Genomic DNA, 14,670 nt, shown 5'->3' on the forward strand with positions numbered 1-14,670 from the left:
CATGGCCAACAAGAAACCTGGCTTCTTTTCTCACACGACGCTTGAAAAGAACATCGGCTGGATGATCATCGCCAGCATTCTGGTGGTGTCCTTCGCGGGCCTGGTCCAGATCGTTCCGCTGTTCTTCCAGCACAGCACGACCCAGCCCGTCCCAGGCGTCGAGCCCTACAGCCCGCTGCGGCTGATGGGCCGCGACGTGTACATCCGCGAAGGCTGTGTCGGCTGCCACTCGCAGCAGATCCGCGTGCTGGCGGCGGAAGTGCAGCGCTACGGCTCGTACTCGACGGCGGCGGAATCGGTCTTCGACCATCCGTTCCTGTGGGGTTCCAAGCGCACCGGCCCGGACCTGGCCCGCGTGGGCGAGCGCTACTCCGACGACTGGCACCGCATCCACTTGCGCGATCCGCGCAAGGTGGTGCCCGAGTCGAACATGCCCGCCTATCCCTGGCTGGAAAAAACGGTCATCACCGGCCAGAACGTAGCCGACCGCATGCGGGCGCTGCGCGTCCTGGGCGTGCCCTACACCGACGCCGACATCGAGGCCGCACCCAAGGCCATCGAGGGCAAGACGGAAGAGGACGCGCTGGTCGCCTACCTGCAAGCGCTGGGCGTAGGCGTGCGCAAGGCCCAGGCCAAGATGGCTGAAGACGCCAAAAAGGCCGAGGACGCCAAGAAGGCCGCTCAGCCGACCGCGCAGTCGGCGGCGCAACCCGCCGCGCAAGCGGCAACGGGAGGCTGATCATGGTGGGCTACCTGAGCGCGATCGTCACCGCCATTTCGATGGCAACCTTTTTCGGCATCGTCTGGTGGGCCTGCTCGCGCGGCCGCCAGGGCGCCAACCGCGAATCGGCCATGCTGCCGTTCGCCCTGCCCGACGAGTTCGGCCAGGAACAACAAGATGGAGCGAATCGGTCATGAGCGATTTCGTCAATGGCTTCTGGGGATATTTCATCTCGGTCGTCGCCGTGGGCGGCGTGGTCTGGTGCCTGTGGCTGCTGTACACGCAGCGCCGCTGGCTCGGCACCAAGCCCGCCAACGGCCAGGTCGAAGACACGGGCCATGTCTGGGACGGCGACCTGACCGAGCTCAACAACCCGGTTCCCACCTGGTGGACCTGGATGTACCTGCTGGCGTGCGTGTTCGCGCTGGGCTACCTGTTCTTCATGCCGGGACTGGGTTCGTACAAGGGCCAACTGGGCTACAGCAGCACCGAGGAAGTCGCGCGGCACCAGGCGCAGATGGCCGAGGCCGTGCGCCCGATCTACGCGCGCTTCGAAACCATGACGGTGCCGCAGGTGGCGCAGGACCCGGCCGCCCTGGAAATGGGGCAGCGCCTGTTCCTGAACACCTGCGCGCAATGCCACGGCTCGGACGCGAAGGGCGGACCCAGCTTTCCCAACCTGACCGACGGCGACTGGCTGTATGGCGGATCGCCGGAAATCATCATGGAGACCATCACCAAGGGCCGCCATGGCGTGATGCCGCCTTGGAAAGCCGCGATCGACGCCAAGACCGCCGGCGATATCGCCCAGTACGTGCGCTCGTTGTCGGGCCTGACATCGGATGACATCCGCGTGTTCCGCGGCAAGCGCGAGTTCGCCAACTACTGCGTGGCCTGTCACGGCGTGGACGGCAAGGGCAACCCGCTGTTGGGCGCGCCCAACCTGACGGACGACGTCTGGCTGTACGGCAGTTCGGAAGCCACGATCGTCAAGACGATCCTGGATGGCCGCGACAACCGCATGCCGGCGCACGAACACATCCTGAACCCCGAGCAGATCAAAGTGCTGACGGCCTGGGTGTGGGGGCTGTCGAACAAGCCGGGATCCGCTGCGGCGACGGCCGCGCCGGCTGCCGCCAACACGGCGGGCAATGCCGTCGCCCAGTAAGACGGACCGCGGTGCTTAAGTGGGGGGCGCGTCATGCGGCCCCCATATCATTGGACTTACCGTACGGAGCAGCAAATGGAAGATGGGTCAACCGCAAACGTCGGCACGCAGCCTGGCGGCGACCCGCCGCCCTGGCGGCCGTACTCGCGGCCGCCGCGTCCCGGCCAGGAAACGCTGGAGCAGACCCTGGCGGGAGTGCGCAGCAAGATCTATCCGCGATCCGTCAGTGGCGTCTTCGCCCGCTGGCGCATCGCTTTCGTCTTTCTCACCCAACTGATTTTCTACGGGCTGCCCTGGCTGCAATGGAACGGCCGGCAAGCCGTGTTGTTCGACCTGGGCGCACGCAAGTTCTACCTGTTCGGCTTGGTGCTGTGGCCGCAGGACGTCGTCTATCTGGCCGTGCTGCTGGTGATCTCGGCGCTGGCGCTGTTCCTGTTCACGGCGGTGGCGGGCCGGCTGTTCTGTGGCTACGCCTGTCCGCAAACGGTCTACACCGAAATCTTCATGTGGATCGAACGCAAGGTCGAAGGCGACCGCATCGCGCGGATCCGCCTGGACGAATCGCCCTGGAGCTGGCGCAAGGTGCGCCTGAAATTCACCAAGCATTTCCTGTGGATCGCGCTGGCCTGGTGGACCGGGTCCACGTTCATCGGCTATTTCGCGCCGATCCGCGAACTGGGCCACGAATTGTTCACGCTGCAGCTGGGGCCATGGCAATGGTTCTGGATGCTGTTCTACGGTTTCGCCACCTGGGGCAACGCGGGCTTCATGCGCGAGTCCGTCTGCAAGTACATGTGCCCCTACGCCCGCTTCCAGAGCGTGATGGTGGACCCGGACACCTTTGTCGTCACCTACGACAAGCGCCGCGGCGATCCGCGAGGCAGCCGGTCGCGCAAGGTCGACCACAAGGCGGCTGGCCTGGGTGATTGCGTGGACTGCAGCCTGTGCGTGCAGGTCTGCCCCACCGGCATCGACATCCGCGAAGGCCTGCAATACATGTGCATCGGCTGCGGCGCCTGTATCGACGCCTGCGAGCAGGTCATGGACAAGATGCAATATGACTCCGGCCTGATCCGCTACACGTCGGACCGCGCCATGCAGGACGGCTTGTCGGCGAAAAGCGCGCGTTCGCATCTGCTGCGTCCGCGCGTGCTGATCTACGGCGCGCTTATCCTGATCATGGCGGTGGCGTTCGTGGCGTCGCTGGCCATGCGCAACCCGTTGCGCGTGGACATCATCCGCGACCGCGGCGCGCTGGGCCGCGAAGTGGCCGGCGGCCAGATCGAGAACGTCTACCGGCTGCAGATCATCAACACGTCGGACACCGCGATGCGCCTGCGGCTGTCGGCCGACGGCATGCCGGGACTGGCCGTGATGATGGGCCAGCAGGGGTCGGACGTGGTGGACGTGGAACCCGCCGCCAACAAGCTGGTTCCCATGGTGATCCGGGCGCCCGCCGGCGCCGAACCCGGCGCGCATGCCATCACGTTGCGCGCGCGCGGCCACGACGGTGAAAACCAGCCGATCGAAACCGACGAACCCGCCAGCTTCTACGTGCCCGATTGACGACGCAAAGGACAAACCTCATGACCCTCGCACAAACCGCCCCGGCGTCCAAGCCCTGGTACCACGAACCGTGGCCCTGGATCCTCATGGCCGGCCCGTTCGCCGCCATGATCGGATGCTTCATCACGATCTATTTCGCCTATTCCAATTTCACTCACGAGCCGATCCTGGACGGCGTGGTCAAACGCGGCCTGGTGATTGAACAGGCCGCGCCGAAGGCCGGCGAAGGCGCAGGCGCCGTGCGCGCCAATCCCTGAGGGGGGCACAAATGGGCTTGCGTTCATTGATGTGGATTTTGTGGCCGTCGTTCCTGGCGGCTGCGGCGGGAAGCGCCGTCATTTTTGCCCTGATCGACCCGTTGGACGTATCGATCTTCGGGCACGTCCCCACCGGGCGCATGGGCTTCTACACGGTGTCGTTCTTCGTGCTGTGGGTGATGGCCGGCCTGTCCAGCGCGCTGACGGCGTTCCTGATGCCGAAAGCGGCCGAGGACGAGCCGCTGTAGCCTGCCGCCCCGGCGTGCGGCAGCAAGAGGGTGCCCGCCAGGCCGGCGGGCGCCGCGTCAGACTTTCTTGACGAATTCCGACTTCAGGCTCATCTGCCCGAAGCCGTCGATCTTGCAATCGATGTCGTGGTCGCTGTCGACCAGACGGATGCCCTTGACCTTCGTGCCCATCTTGACCACGCCGCCCGACCCCTTGAGCTTCAGGTCTTTGATGACGGTGACGGTGTCGCCGTCCTGCAGGACGTTGCCGGCCGAATCGCGGTAGACGCGAGCGTCGTCGTCGGACGGCGCGGCGTCTTGCGCCGACCATTCATGCGCGCATTCCGGGCAGACGTAGCCGCCGCCGTCTTCATACGTGAATTCGGATTGGCATATCGGACAGGCGGGCAATGCACTCACGGGGTGACCTCAGGTGAAACGCGCGAATCGCGCAATGCATGATTGTACGGTTCCGGGCACTGCTTTTTGCCCGTAACGCGTATTCATCTTCAGGTATTTTCATGCAGCAAGTCGACAAAGTGCTGCCCGGCGGCGCTTAAGGGGCGGTCCCGCGGGACGATGCTGCCGAACGCCGCCAGCGTGTGCCGGATCTGATAGGGCAGGATCGCCAGCAGGCCGTGCCGGGCATAGCGGCTGGCGACCGATTCCGGGATCACCCCCAGCATGTGCGACTTCATGGACAGGTTGGTGGTCGTCAGGATGGACGCGGATTCAATCAGCCCCGCCGGCATGGCCGTATTGTGGGTGCGGAACTCGTGTTCGATCACTTCGCGCATCGGGCTGCCCTGCGGCTGCAGGATCCAGGGATACGCCTGCATCGCCTCGAAACCGACACGCCGCTTGCGGGCCAGCGGATGGTCCACCGCCGCGATCACCGACAGGGCCTCGTCGCCGATGGGGCGGAACACGTAGTTGCGGTCCGACAGGGTCAGCATGCGGCCGATCACCACATCCAGCTTGCCCGCGTTCAACTGCGCGATCAGCAAGTCGCTGGTGCCGGTGGAGATTTCCACGGCCAGCAGCGGATACGTCTGCTTCAGGCGCAGCAGCGCGTCGGTCAAGTGGCTGGGCGAGGCCGCCATGATGCTGCCGATGAAGAGCTTGCCGGCGCTGCCCAGCCGCAATTCATCGAGTTCGCGCGCCAGCGACGACACCGTTCCGCGCATGCCGCGGAAATGCCCCATGACGCATTCGCCAGCTGGCGTCAACGCCAGCCCGCGGCCCACGCGCTCAAACAAGGGTTGCCCCAGCGCCGATTCCAGTTCGTGCAGCATCTTGCTGGCGGCGGACTGCGTCATGTTCAGTTGCTGCGCGGCGGCGCGCAGCGTGCCGCGGTCGTCGATGGCCAGCAGCAGCACGACCTGGCGCATGCGCAGCCGGGCCAGCAGGGCGGGGACGTTCAGGTTGCGTTCCATGATTGATCGCCTGAGGTGAACGGTTGGTGCAAAAGTTTCATTTTACGGAAACGGATGTTCTTCATAAGATGCTTTCACAACAAATTGCCCGTCAACGGCAAAGAATCCATCAAGGAGACAACCATGAAGATCCGCGTATTGGCCGCCATTGCGGCGGGCGCCCTGTGTCTGTCCACCCTGGCTTCGGGGCCGGCACAGGCCCAGTCGCAAGCCGCCGACTGGCCCACCAAACCGCTGCGCCTGCTGGTCGGGTCCGCGCCCGGGGGCGGCACCGACGCCATGGCGCGCGCCGTGGCCGACAAGCTGGGCCCGATGCTCAAGCACACGGTCGTGGTCGAGAACAAGCCCGGCGCCTCGAACACGCTGGCCGCCGATCTGGCGGCGAAGTCGGCGGACAGCCACACCATGGTGATGGGTGTGTCGACCGCCCACGCGATCGCGCCTCATCTGCTGAAACTGGGCTACGACAATGACCGTGACCTGACGCCTGTGGTGTTCGTGGGCGCGGTGCCGAACATCCTGGTGGTGAACAACCAGGTGCCTGCGAAATCGGTGCAGGAGCTGATCGCGCTGTTGAAGCGCAAGCCCGGCGACTACAACTTCGCCAGCAGCGGATCGGGCAGCACCCAGCACATCGCGGCCGAACTGTTCAAGGACGCCACCGGCGTGCAGATGACGCATATCCCGTATCGCGGCAGCGGCCCGGCCATGGTGGACCTGATGGGCGGCCAGGTGCAGATCGCGTTCGAGACCGCGTCGTCGGTCATCCCGCATATCAAGAGTGGCAAGGTGCGCGCGCTGGCGGTGCTGAGCGCGCGCCGCAACGCCCAGTTGCCCGATGTGCCGACGATGGCCGAAGCCGGCGTGCCGGGCGTGGAAATGAGCGCCTGGTACGGCATCTACATGCCCAGCGCCACGCCCGCCGCCATCCAGAAACGCATCCATGACGACGTCAACCAGATCCTGGCGCTGCCTGAAACGCAGACGCGCCTGCTGGCGATCGGCGCCGACATCACCCCGATGAGCCAGGAGCAGTTTGCGCAGTTCCATAAGGCCGAGAACCAGCGCTATGCCGGCATCATCAAGAAAAACAACATTTCCGTGGAATGACCTCAGCATGAATCTGCAGCCACAACCCGTTATTGCCCTGACCCTGGGCGACCCCGCCGGCATCGGCGCCGAACTGATCGCGCGCCTGCTGGCCAAGCCGGAACCCTGCCAGCGCGCCAACATCGTGCTGGTGGGCGACGCCTGGCTCTGGCGCGAAGGCCAGCGCGTGGCGGGCGTGCAGGTGGAGACCCAGCCCGTGGACAGTTTCGAAGCGGTGCGCGATCGGCCGGACACGCGCCTGCCGGCCTGGCTGGACATGGACACGATCGCGCCCGGCCAGGTGACGGTGGGCCAGGCGCAGGCGTCGGGCGGCGCGTCGGTGTTGCGCGTGCTGGACGCCTGCATGGACGCCGCGCGCGCCGGGCACGCCGACGCGATCTGCTTCGCGCCGCTGAACAAGTACGCGATGAAGCTGGGCGGGCTGAACCACGATGACGAACTGCACCACTTCGCGCAATATCTGGGCGTCACCGGCTACTTCTGCGAATTCAACACGCTGGGTGAGCTGTGGACGTCGCGCGTGTCGTCGCACATTCCGCTGAAAGACGCCGCGGCGGCGCTCAGCGTCGACGGCATCAAGGCGGCGACGCGGCTGATCTACCGGTCGCTGCAGGCCAACGGCATCGCCGAGCCGCGCGTGGCGGTCGCCGCCTTCAACCCGCATGGCGGCGACGGCGGCACCTGCGGGCGAGAAGAGGTCGACATCATCGCGCCCGCCGTGCGCGAGTTGAATGCGGAAGGGCTGCCCGTGCAGGGGCCTTTCCCGGCGGACACCATCTTCCTGCGGGCGCAGGCGGGCGAATTCCAGGCGATCGTCACCATGTATCACGACCAGGGGCAGATCGCGATCAAGCTGCTGGGATTTTCGCGCGGGGTGACGGTGCAGGGCGGCTTGCCGATCCCGATCACCACGCCTGCCCACGGCACCGCCTACGACATCGCGGGCCAGGGCCGCGCCAATGTGGAGGCCACCTGGCAGGCCTTCCTGATCGCCTGCCGCATGGGTGCGTCGCACCGCTTCGCTTCTTCCAAGTAGGAACTCGACATGAAGATCAAATCCGTCCGCGCCCGCGTTTTCGAATGGACCGGCAAGACCGTGCCGCCGCAAGGCAACTTCTGCTCCAACGCCATGGACCTGCTGTACTCCAGGCAAGAGACCATGAGCACGTTCCGCTTCCACGGCTGGACCGTCGTCGAAGTGGAGACGGACGACGGCATCGTGGGCCTGGGCAATGTGGCGCTGGCCCCGCGCGTGGCCAAGGCCATCATCGACCAGTACCTGGCGCCGCTGGTGGTGGGCCATGACCCCTGGGACTACGAATACCTGTGGCAGCGCATGTACCGCGCCACTCACGCCTGGGGCCGCAAGGGCGTGACCATGGCCGCGATTTCGGGCGTGGACCTGGCCATCTGGGACATCTTGGGCAAGTCGGTGGGCAAGCCCGTCTTCAAGCTGCTGGGCGGCCGTACCAAAGAGAAGATCCCCGTCTACTACTCCAAGCTGTACCGCACGGACCTGAAGGCCATGCAGGAAGAGGCGCAGACCTACCTGGATCAGGGTTTCACCGCGTTCAAGATGCGTTTCGGCTATGGGCCGGCGCACCTGCAGAAGGGCGTGGCCGAGAACCTGAAGTCGGTCGAGGCCGTGCGCGAAGTCATCGGGTACGACACGGACCTGATGCTGGAATGCTACATGGGCTGGAACGTGGAATACGCCAAGCGCATCCTGCCCAAGCTGGAAAAGTTCGAGCCGCGCTGGCTGGAGGAGCCCGTCATCGCCGACGATATCGACGGCTACGCGGAATTGAACCAGCTGACGTCGATCCCGATCTCGGGCGGCGAGCACGAATTCTCGCTGTACGGATTCAAGCAGCTGCTGGACCGGAAGGCGGTGTCGGTGGTGCAGTACGACACGAACCGCGTGGGCGGCATTACGGCGGCGCACAAGATCAACGCGCTGTGCGAGGCCTACAGCGTGCCGGTCGTGCCGCATGCCGGGCAGATGCACAACTACCATCTGACGATGAGCACGTTGGCGTCGCCGATGAGCGAGTACTTCCCGATGTTCGACGTGGAGGTCGGCAACGAGCTGTTCTACTACATCTTCGACGGCGAGCCGGTGGCCAAAGAAGGCTTCATCGACCTGGACGACGACAAGCCGGGCCTGGGGCTGACGCTCAAAACCGATTACCTGAACGATTTCAACATCATCGAATAGGGCCGCCATGATTCCGACAACGACCCCGACGACCCAGGCGCCGCGCTACCGCGGCATCTTTCCGGTGGTGCCCACCCCCTTCACCGAATCGGGCGAACTGGATTTGCCCAGCCAGAAGCGCGCGGTCGACTTCATGATCGATTCGGGCGTGGACGGCCTGTGCATCCTGGCGAACTTCTCCGAACAGTTCGTGCTGTCGGACGAGGAACGCGAGGTGCTGACGCGGACCATCCTGGAACACGTGGCGGGCCGCGTGCCCGTCATCGTGACGACCACGCACTTCAGCACCCGCGTCTGCGCGGCGCGCAGCCGGCGGGCGCAGGAGCAGGGCGCCGCCATGCTGATGATCATGCCGCCGTACCACGGGGCCACGATCCGCGTGCCGGAAGCGCAGGTCGAGGCGTTTTTCCAGCAGGTGTCGGACGCGGTGGACATCCCCATCATGATCCAGGACGCGCCGGTGGCGGGCACGCCGTTGCCGGCCGCGCTGCTGGCGAAGATGGCGCGCGAGATCCCGCAGGTGTCGTATTTCAAGATCGAGACGGCGGGCGCCGCCTCCAAACTGCGCGACCTGATCGCGCTGGGCGGGGCGGCGGTGGAAGGGCCCTGGGATGGTGAAGAGGCCATCACCCTGCTGCCCGACCTGGAGGCGGGGGCCACGGGTTCGATGACGGGCGGCGGCTTTGCCGACGGCATCCGCCCCATCATCGAGGCGCACCGCGCGGGCCGGCGCGACGAGGCCTGCCGCCTGTACGAGCGCTGGCTGCCCCTGATCAACTATGAAAACCGCCAGGGCGGCATCCTGACGGCGAAGGCCCTGATGAAGGCGGGCGGCGTGATCGATTGCGAGGCGCCCAGGCATCCGTTCCCGCCCATGCGCGCCGAGGTCCGCCAGGGCCTGCTGGAAACCGCCCGCCGATTGGATCCCCTGGTGCTGCGCTGGGGACGTTAATCGCCAAAACCTGAACACTGCGTTCCGCCACGCCGAACAAGCGGTAACGGCGTGGCGGGTAAAATCTCCGGCTATCGATCACGTCGGGGGCTCGAGTGCAGCCGGTCATATCAGTTCAAGGGTTATCCAAGCGGTACGCGTCGGGGTTCCAGGCGCTAAAGAGCGTCAACCTGGAAATCCAGCGTGGCGAGATCTTCGCGTTGCTCGGACCAAACGGCGCGGGCAAGACGACGCTGATCAGCATCATCTGCGGCATCGTCAATCCCACCGACGGCCGGGTGCTGGCCGACGGCCACGACATCGTGTCGGATTTCCGCGCCGCGCGTTCCAAGATCGGCCTGGTGCCGCAAGAGATCTCGACCGACGCGTTCGAAAGCGTCTGGAACACCGTCACGTTCAGCCGCGGCCTCTTCGGCAAGCCGGCCAACCCCGCCTATATCGAAAAGGTGCTGCGCGACCTGTCGCTGTGGGACAAGAAGGACAGCCGCATCATGGCGCTGTCGGGGGGCATGAAGCGCCGCGTGATGATCGCCAAGGCGCTGTCTCACGAGCCCGCCATCCTGTTCCTGGACGAGCCCACGGCGGGCGTCGACGTGGAGCTGCGCCGGGGCATGTGGGAAATGGTGCGGCGCCTGCGCGAAAGCGGCGTCACGATCATCCTGACCACGCACTACATCGAAGAAGCGCAGGAAATGGCCGACCGCATCGGCGTGATCCGCAAGGGCGAGATCATCCTGGTGGAAGAAAAGGACGCGCTGATGGCCAAGCTGGGCAAGCGCCAGCTGAGCCTGACCTTGAAAGCGCCGTTGCCGGGCATCCCGACCGCGCTGGACGCCTATCAGCTGGACTTGTCCACCGACGGCTACAAGCTGGTCTATACCTACGACAACCAGGGTGGCGGCCAGATTTCCCAGCTGCTGCACGACCTGAGCCGGCTCGAGATCGAATTCACGGATCTGAATTCATCGGAAAGCTCGCTTGAGGATATCTTTGTCAGCCTGGTACACGGTCAATCATGAACTTCTACGCCATCCGCGCTATCTACCTGTTTGAAATGGCCCGCGCCTGGCGCACGCTGATGCAAAGCGTGTTGTCGCCGGTGATTTCCACGTCGCTGTACTTCGTGGTGTTCGGCTCGGCCATCGGCTCGCACATGGTCGAGATCGACGGGGTCAGCTACGGCGCGTTCATCGTGCCGGGCATGATCATGCTGTCGCTCTTGACCCAAAGCATCGCCAACGCGTCCTTCGGCATCTACATGCCGCGGTTCTCGGGCACCATCTACGAAATCCATTCCGCGCCCATCTCGTATGTGGAAATCGTCATGGGCTACGTGGGGGCGGCCGCCAGCAAGTCCATCATCCTCGGGTTGATCATGCTGGCCACGGCGCGCCTGTTCGTGTCGTTCGAGGTCGCGCATCCTATCTGGATGCTGGGCTTCCTGGTGCTGACCGCCGTCACGTTCAGCCTGTTCGGCTTCATCATCGGCGTCTGGGCCGACGGTTTCGAGAAGCTGCAGATCATTCCCCTGATGATCGTCACGCCGCTGACCTTCCTGGGCGGCACCTTCTATTCCATCAAGATGCTGCCGCCGTTCTGGCAAACCGCCACCTTGTTCAATCCGGTGGTCTACCTGGTCAGCGGGTTCCGCTGGGCGTTCTACGGCGTGTCGGACGTCAGCTTGGGCGTCAGCGTGGGCATGACGCTGGTGTTCCTCGTGGCGTGCCTGATCGGCGTGCGCTGGATCTTCAAGACGGGTTACCGGCTGAAGACCTGATCAGCCCGCGGCGAGGGGCGCGCGGCGGGCCATGCCGTCAAAGGCATCCAGCATCCGTTCGCGCCATGCATGGACGGGGTCGTCTTCGGCCAGCAGTTCCAGCGGGCTGGTGCAGCGGGCCCACATGAACATGCCGAACACCGCATAGTCGGCATACCCGTGCTGGCTGCCCGCCAGGAACGGCTGCTTGCCCAGCGTCAGGCGCAGCGGCAGCAGCGCGGCCCGCAGCGCGGCGATCTGGTCGGCGTAGCCCGCGGGCAGGTCTTCCAGCTTGCCGAAGCGCTTTTCCCGCGAAGCGCGGAAGTAGTCCTGGTCTTTCTCGTGGATCAGGCCGTGGATGGCGGGCAGCAGCAGGCGCGCCAGCACCGGCACCAGCGTGGTGTCGGCCCAGGCGTTCGTGAACAGCGTGACCGCGCGGCCGCCCGGTCCGCCGAACAGCGACGGCCGTTCGGGAAAGGTGTCTTCCAGGTAGCAGGCGATCTGCCACGAGTCGCTGACGACGTGCGTGTCGTGCACCAGGACCGGAACGAGCTTCTGGCCGGAAAAGCCGATGTCTTCCTTTTCGGTGAAGCGCCAGGGCACGGTCTTGGCGGACAGGCCCTTGTGGGCCAGCGCCATGTGCGTTTTCCAGCAATGCGGGCTGAAGCGCAGCGACGCGTCGGCGCCGGCCAAATCGTAGAGGGTGAGATCCGGGGTCAAGATGCCGCGCTCCTCGGGGCTTGCCTGTGGAAGGGGATGGCCGTCAGGATAACGCCGTTCCCGGCGTGGCGGCGTACAAAGAAAATCGCCACGAAAACGCGCAACGAAAAAGCGCCACGCGCCCGAGGGTCGCGTGGCGCAGGCCGGACAATCCCCGGTCCGGCCTTGGGTTACTTCGGCGCGCCCTGGCTCATGTTCATGACCCGCTGCTTCAACTGCGGGTCCTGCTGCACGGCCTGGCCGATGCCATTGAATTCTTCGACGGTCAGTCCGTCCGCGCGCACCAGCTGCACCATCTTGGCGTCCGCTTCCTGGACGACCTTCTGCTTGGCGTCGTCCGACTTCGCGGCGTCGACCTTGGGACGGTATTCGTCGACCACGCCGGACACCTTCTGCGATGCCGAAGCGAAGCGTTGCAGCTGCTGGTCGGTGGGCTGGGTGATGGCGGGGGCCATTTGCGGTTGAGCCGGCGGCTGGCTAGCGTTCTGCGCCAGGGCGGGGGCACCGGACAGCGCCGTCGTCAGAATGGCGGCGGATAGGAATGCGTAAGTGGAACGCTGCATGAAACCTCCTTGTTCCGGTTAATGTCCGACCATGATGACGACGGGACCCGGCGCGGGACAAGTTTCGCGATGTGTTTTCCTGTGTCGGCAGGCCACGGGATCCGGGCGCGGCGTGGGAGGGCGGCCCCAGGGCGGGCGCCGGAAACGTTTTGCGCGGTTTCGTAGTCGCTGCTGGCCGCGATGTGTCCTTAGGTTTGCGCGGGCGGCGCCGGTTGCGCGCCCGCAGTCGGATCAGCACGCTGTCAGATCAGCAGCATGCTCAGCATGACAAGGGCGAGCAGCAGGACGTAGACCCGGGCATGCAGGCGGTCGGGGATCCGGGGGATCAGCGGCGCGGCAAGGCGGATGCCCGCCAGCGAACCCAGGGCCAGCGCCGCGAACGCCAGCAGGTCGACATACCCGACGATCCATGGCGCCAGCGCGGCGGGAAGCCCGCGCGCGGCCGCCATGTAGGCCAGCGTGCCCACGATGGCCACCGGCAGCGTCAGCGGGTTCGCCATGGCGGCGGCTTTGGCCATGGGCAGCCCGCGCCGGCGCAGCAGCGGCACGGTCATCACGCTGCCGCCCACGCCCAGGAAGGTGGCGATGGCGCCGATGGCCACGCCGCCGCCCACCACGACGCCTTGCCCCAGGGGTTGCGGCGTTTGCGCGTCGTGCTGCGCCAGGAAGCCTTGGCGCAGCAGGCAGTCCAGGATCGTCACGCCCAGATAGGCGATGAAGGCCCCGCGCACCAGGTCGCCGCTGGCGCGGGTGGCGGCCCACGCGCCAAGCAGCGCGCCCGCCGCGATAAAGGCGGCCAGCGGCCAGACGTAGGCGCGCACGATATTGCCGGCGCGCCGGTGCTTGCGCGTCGCGGCGATGGAATTCACGATCATCACGCAAGTTGAAGTCGCCACCGCGATATGCATGGCGGATTGGCCGATGGGGTCGCCGGCGCCATGCGTGGCCGTCAGCACGCCGTACAGCACCGGCACCACCACAAAGCCGCCGCCGAAGCCGAACAGGACCGTGGTGACACCGCTGACGCAGCCGAAAAGGGCCAATATGAGATACAGCATGCCGTCCTTCCTTTCGCGGGAAAACCGTCACGGTAAGGCGTGCCGGGTTGGCCTGCTTTATAGGATGGGACAATAATGTTTTAGTTTCGGCCAGACCGGACGGCGCTTTTGCCCCCATTCCGTCCATTCCGCCCATGCGCAATACCCATATCGACCGCTACGACTCGCTGGACCGCACCGTGGTCGCCATCGGCAACGACTACCCGCCGGGCCACCTGCTGCCGGCGCACGCCCACCGCCGCGCGCAACTGCTGTACGGCGCCACCGGCGTCATGCAGGTCGAGACGCGCGACGGCAACTGGGTCGTGCCGCCACAGCGCGCCGTGTGGATCCCCGCCGGCGTGACGCATCAGGTGCGGATGCTGGACGTCAGCACGCGCAGCGCCTACATCGAACCCGGCGCCGCGCGGACGGGCCGGGACGCCTGCGAAGTGATCGAGGTGTCGCCGCTGTTGCGGCAACTGCTGCTGGAAGCCGTCGACATGCCCGCCGCCTACGACCCCGATGGGCGCGACGGGGCGCTGGCGGCCCTGCTGCTGCATGAGGTCGATCGCGCGCCGGTGCTGCCCTTGCATATCCCGTTGCCGCGCGACAAGCGGCTGGCGCCGCTGTGCCGGGCCTTCATCGCCGCGCCCGACGCGCGGGTGCCGCCGCAGGCTTGGGCCGACCGCCTGCACATGAGCCTGCGGACCTTCAGCCGTCACTTCAGCCAGCAGACGGGGATGCCGTTTTCGGCGTGGCGGCAGCGTGCCTGCGTGGTGCTGGCCCTGGCGCGGCTGGCCGCCGGGCAACCGGTGACCGTCATCGCGCTGGACTTCGGCTATCAAAGCCCGGCGGCGTTCTCCACGATGTTCCGTCGCGTGCTGGGGCGGCCTCCTACCGAGTACCTGCGGCAGGACTAGTCTGTTGGTACTATCG

General features: G+C 65.9%; 18 protein-coding genes. 13 read left to right on the forward strand and 5 right to left on the reverse strand.

Going from position 1 to position 14,670, the window contains the following annotated elements; genetic code table 11:
* The first annotated feature begins 1 nt into the window (after window position 1).
* The 6 genes from ccoO to A9973_RS07275 all read left to right on the forward strand — a co-directional run bounded on the left by ccoO (window position 2) and on the right by A9973_RS07275 (window position 3,960).
* Window positions 2-739 carry a cytochrome-c oxidase, cbb3-type subunit II gene (gene ccoO / locus A9973_RS07250; protein WP_183013045.1) on the forward strand — a complete coding sequence of 246 codons (738 nt, stop codon included), beginning with the start codon at window positions 2-4 and terminating at the stop codon, window positions 737-739.
* A 2-nt stretch (window positions 740-741) separates the two neighbouring features.
* Window positions 742-918: a CcoQ/FixQ family Cbb3-type cytochrome c oxidase assembly chaperone gene (locus tag A9973_RS07255; RefSeq protein ID WP_105556505.1), complete on the forward strand. Its 177-nt coding sequence runs from the start codon at window positions 742-744 to the stop codon at window positions 916-918.
* Entirely contained in the window at window positions 915-1,889 is a 975-nt protein-coding gene (gene ccoP, locus A9973_RS07260; RefSeq protein WP_183013046.1) for a cytochrome-c oxidase, cbb3-type subunit III, read from the forward strand. Before A9973_RS07255 ends, ccoP begins: the two co-directional genes overlap by 4 nt.
* A 75-nt stretch (window positions 1,890-1,964) precedes the next feature.
* A complete protein-coding gene (ccoG, locus tag A9973_RS07265; protein ID WP_183013047.1) occupies window positions 1,965-3,455 on the forward strand; it encodes a cytochrome c oxidase accessory protein CcoG in 1,491 nt (496 codons plus the stop codon).
* 20 nt (window positions 3,456-3,475) lie between these two features.
* Window positions 3,476-3,712 carry a FixH family protein gene (locus A9973_RS07270; protein WP_183013048.1) on the forward strand — a complete coding sequence of 79 codons (237 nt, stop codon included), beginning with the start codon at window positions 3,476-3,478 and terminating at the stop codon, window positions 3,710-3,712.
* An 11-nt stretch (window positions 3,713-3,723) separates the two neighbouring features.
* A complete protein-coding gene (locus A9973_RS07275; RefSeq protein ID WP_183013049.1) occupies window positions 3,724-3,960 on the forward strand; it encodes a hypothetical protein in 237 nt (78 codons plus the stop codon).
* Window positions 3,961-4,017: 57 nt separating this feature from the next.
* Here A9973_RS07275 and A9973_RS07280 read toward each other — a convergent pair whose 3' ends face one another.
* Together A9973_RS07280 and A9973_RS07285 are read right to left on the reverse strand one after the other, a co-directional pair.
* Window positions 4,018-4,359 carry a zinc ribbon domain-containing protein YjdM gene (locus tag A9973_RS07280; RefSeq protein ID WP_183013050.1) on the reverse strand — a complete coding sequence of 114 codons (342 nt, stop codon included), beginning with the start codon at window positions 4,357-4,359 and terminating at the stop codon, window positions 4,018-4,020.
* Between the two features lie 89 nt (window positions 4,360-4,448).
* On the reverse strand, window positions 4,449-5,375 hold the full coding sequence (locus A9973_RS07285; RefSeq protein WP_183013051.1) for a LysR family transcriptional regulator: 927 nt from the start codon (window positions 5,373-5,375) through the stop codon (window positions 4,449-4,451).
* Window positions 5,376-5,498: 123 nt separating this feature from the next.
* Between A9973_RS07285 and A9973_RS07290 the strand changes: the two genes are divergently transcribed.
* The 6 genes from A9973_RS07290 to A9973_RS07315 all read left to right on the forward strand — a co-directional run bounded on the left by A9973_RS07290 (window position 5,499) and on the right by A9973_RS07315 (window position 11,432).
* The gene (locus A9973_RS07290; protein WP_183013052.1) at window positions 5,499-6,485 is read left to right on the forward strand and encodes a tripartite tricarboxylate transporter substrate binding protein; all 987 of its coding nucleotides are present in this window, start codon (window positions 5,499-5,501) and stop codon (window positions 6,483-6,485) included.
* Window positions 6,486-6,492: 7 nt separating this feature from the next.
* Entirely contained in the window at window positions 6,493-7,521 is a 1,029-nt protein-coding gene (locus A9973_RS07295; protein ID WP_183013053.1) for a 4-hydroxythreonine-4-phosphate dehydrogenase PdxA, read from the forward strand.
* Window positions 7,522-7,530: 9 nt separating this feature from the next.
* Complete coding sequence (locus A9973_RS07300; protein WP_183013054.1) at window positions 7,531-8,703, forward strand: L-rhamnonate dehydratase; 1,173 nt, start codon at window positions 7,531-7,533, stop codon at window positions 8,701-8,703.
* Window positions 8,704-8,710: 7 nt separating this feature from the next.
* Window positions 8,711-9,655, forward strand: a complete 945-nt coding sequence (locus A9973_RS07305) for a dihydrodipicolinate synthase family protein (RefSeq protein ID WP_183013055.1) — start codon at window positions 8,711-8,713, stop codon at window positions 9,653-9,655.
* A 95-nt stretch (window positions 9,656-9,750) separates the two neighbouring features.
* The gene (locus A9973_RS07310) at window positions 9,751-10,674 is read left to right on the forward strand and encodes an ABC transporter ATP-binding protein (RefSeq protein ID WP_183013056.1); all 924 of its coding nucleotides are present in this window, start codon (window positions 9,751-9,753) and stop codon (window positions 10,672-10,674) included.
* On the forward strand, window positions 10,671-11,432 hold the full coding sequence (locus tag A9973_RS07315; RefSeq protein WP_183013057.1) for an ABC transporter permease: 762 nt from the start codon (window positions 10,671-10,673) through the stop codon (window positions 11,430-11,432). The genes A9973_RS07310 and A9973_RS07315 overlap by 4 nt, the downstream gene beginning before the upstream one ends.
* Here the strand turns inward: A9973_RS07315 and A9973_RS07320 are convergent, their stop codons facing one another.
* From A9973_RS07320 to A9973_RS07330, 3 genes are all read right to left on the reverse strand, one after another.
* On the reverse strand, window positions 11,433-12,131 hold the full coding sequence (locus A9973_RS07320; protein WP_183013058.1) for a glutathione S-transferase family protein: 699 nt from the start codon (window positions 12,129-12,131) through the stop codon (window positions 11,433-11,435). It lies immediately after the preceding gene.
* Between the two features lie 170 nt (window positions 12,132-12,301).
* Window positions 12,302-12,694: a DUF4168 domain-containing protein gene (locus tag A9973_RS07325; RefSeq protein WP_183013059.1), complete on the reverse strand. Its 393-nt coding sequence runs from the start codon at window positions 12,692-12,694 to the stop codon at window positions 12,302-12,304.
* 242 nt (window positions 12,695-12,936) lie between these two features.
* Window positions 12,937-13,752 carry a sulfite exporter TauE/SafE family protein gene (locus tag A9973_RS07330; protein WP_183013060.1) on the reverse strand — a complete coding sequence of 272 codons (816 nt, stop codon included), beginning with the start codon at window positions 13,750-13,752 and terminating at the stop codon, window positions 12,937-12,939.
* A gap of 134 nt (window positions 13,753-13,886) precedes the next feature.
* Between A9973_RS07330 and A9973_RS07335 the strand changes: the two genes are divergently transcribed.
* A complete protein-coding gene (locus A9973_RS07335) occupies window positions 13,887-14,654 on the forward strand; it encodes a helix-turn-helix domain-containing protein (protein ID WP_183013061.1) in 768 nt (255 codons plus the stop codon).
* Window positions 14,655-14,670 lie beyond the last annotated feature (16 nt).

The sequence above is a fragment of the Achromobacter sp. UMC46 genome, from assembly GCF_014170335.1.
In the GTDB taxonomy this organism is placed as follows: Bacteria; Pseudomonadota; Gammaproteobacteria; order Burkholderiales; family Burkholderiaceae_B; genus Achromobacter.

What these genes read in the sequence shown, in the direction of transcription:
- A9973_RS07270 (WP_183013048.1), top strand. Translation starts at nt 3,476, where the DNA reads ATGACCCTCGCACAAACCGCCCCGGCGTCCAAGCCCTGGTACCACGAA.
- A9973_RS07300 (WP_183013054.1), top strand. Translation starts at nt 7,531, where the DNA reads ATGAAGATCAAATCCGTCCGCGCCCGCGTTTTCGAATGGACCGGCAAG.
- A9973_RS07295 (WP_183013053.1), top strand. Translation starts at nt 6,493, where the DNA reads ATGAATCTGCAGCCACAACCCGTTATTGCCCTGACCCTGGGCGACCCC.
- A9973_RS07325 (WP_183013059.1), bottom strand. Translation starts at nt 12,694, where the DNA reads ATGCAGCGTTCCACTTACGCATTCCTATCCGCCGCCATTCTGACGACG.
- A9973_RS07335 (WP_183013061.1), top strand. Translation starts at nt 13,887, where the DNA reads ATGCGCAATACCCATATCGACCGCTACGACTCGCTGGACCGCACCGTG.
- A9973_RS07275 (WP_183013049.1), top strand. Translation starts at nt 3,724, where the DNA reads ATGGGCTTGCGTTCATTGATGTGGATTTTGTGGCCGTCGTTCCTGGCG.
- A9973_RS07330 (WP_183013060.1), bottom strand. Translation starts at nt 13,752, where the DNA reads ATGCTGTATCTCATATTGGCCCTTTTCGGCTGCGTCAGCGGTGTCACC.
- A9973_RS07255 (WP_105556505.1), top strand. Translation starts at nt 742, where the DNA reads ATGGTGGGCTACCTGAGCGCGATCGTCACCGCCATTTCGATGGCAACC.
- ccoP (WP_183013046.1), top strand. Translation starts at nt 915, where the DNA reads ATGAGCGATTTCGTCAATGGCTTCTGGGGATATTTCATCTCGGTCGTC.
- A9973_RS07290 (WP_183013052.1), top strand. Translation starts at nt 5,499, where the DNA reads ATGAAGATCCGCGTATTGGCCGCCATTGCGGCGGGCGCCCTGTGTCTG.
- ccoG (WP_183013047.1), top strand. Translation starts at nt 1,965, where the DNA reads ATGGAAGATGGGTCAACCGCAAACGTCGGCACGCAGCCTGGCGGCGAC.
- A9973_RS07305 (WP_183013055.1), top strand. Translation starts at nt 8,711, where the DNA reads ATGATTCCGACAACGACCCCGACGACCCAGGCGCCGCGCTACCGCGGC.
- A9973_RS07315 (WP_183013057.1), top strand. Translation starts at nt 10,671, where the DNA reads ATGAACTTCTACGCCATCCGCGCTATCTACCTGTTTGAAATGGCCCGC.
- A9973_RS07285 (WP_183013051.1), bottom strand. Translation starts at nt 5,375, where the DNA reads ATGGAACGCAACCTGAACGTCCCCGCCCTGCTGGCCCGGCTGCGCATG.
- ccoO (WP_183013045.1), top strand. Translation starts at nt 2, where the DNA reads ATGGCCAACAAGAAACCTGGCTTCTTTTCTCACACGACGCTTGAAAAG.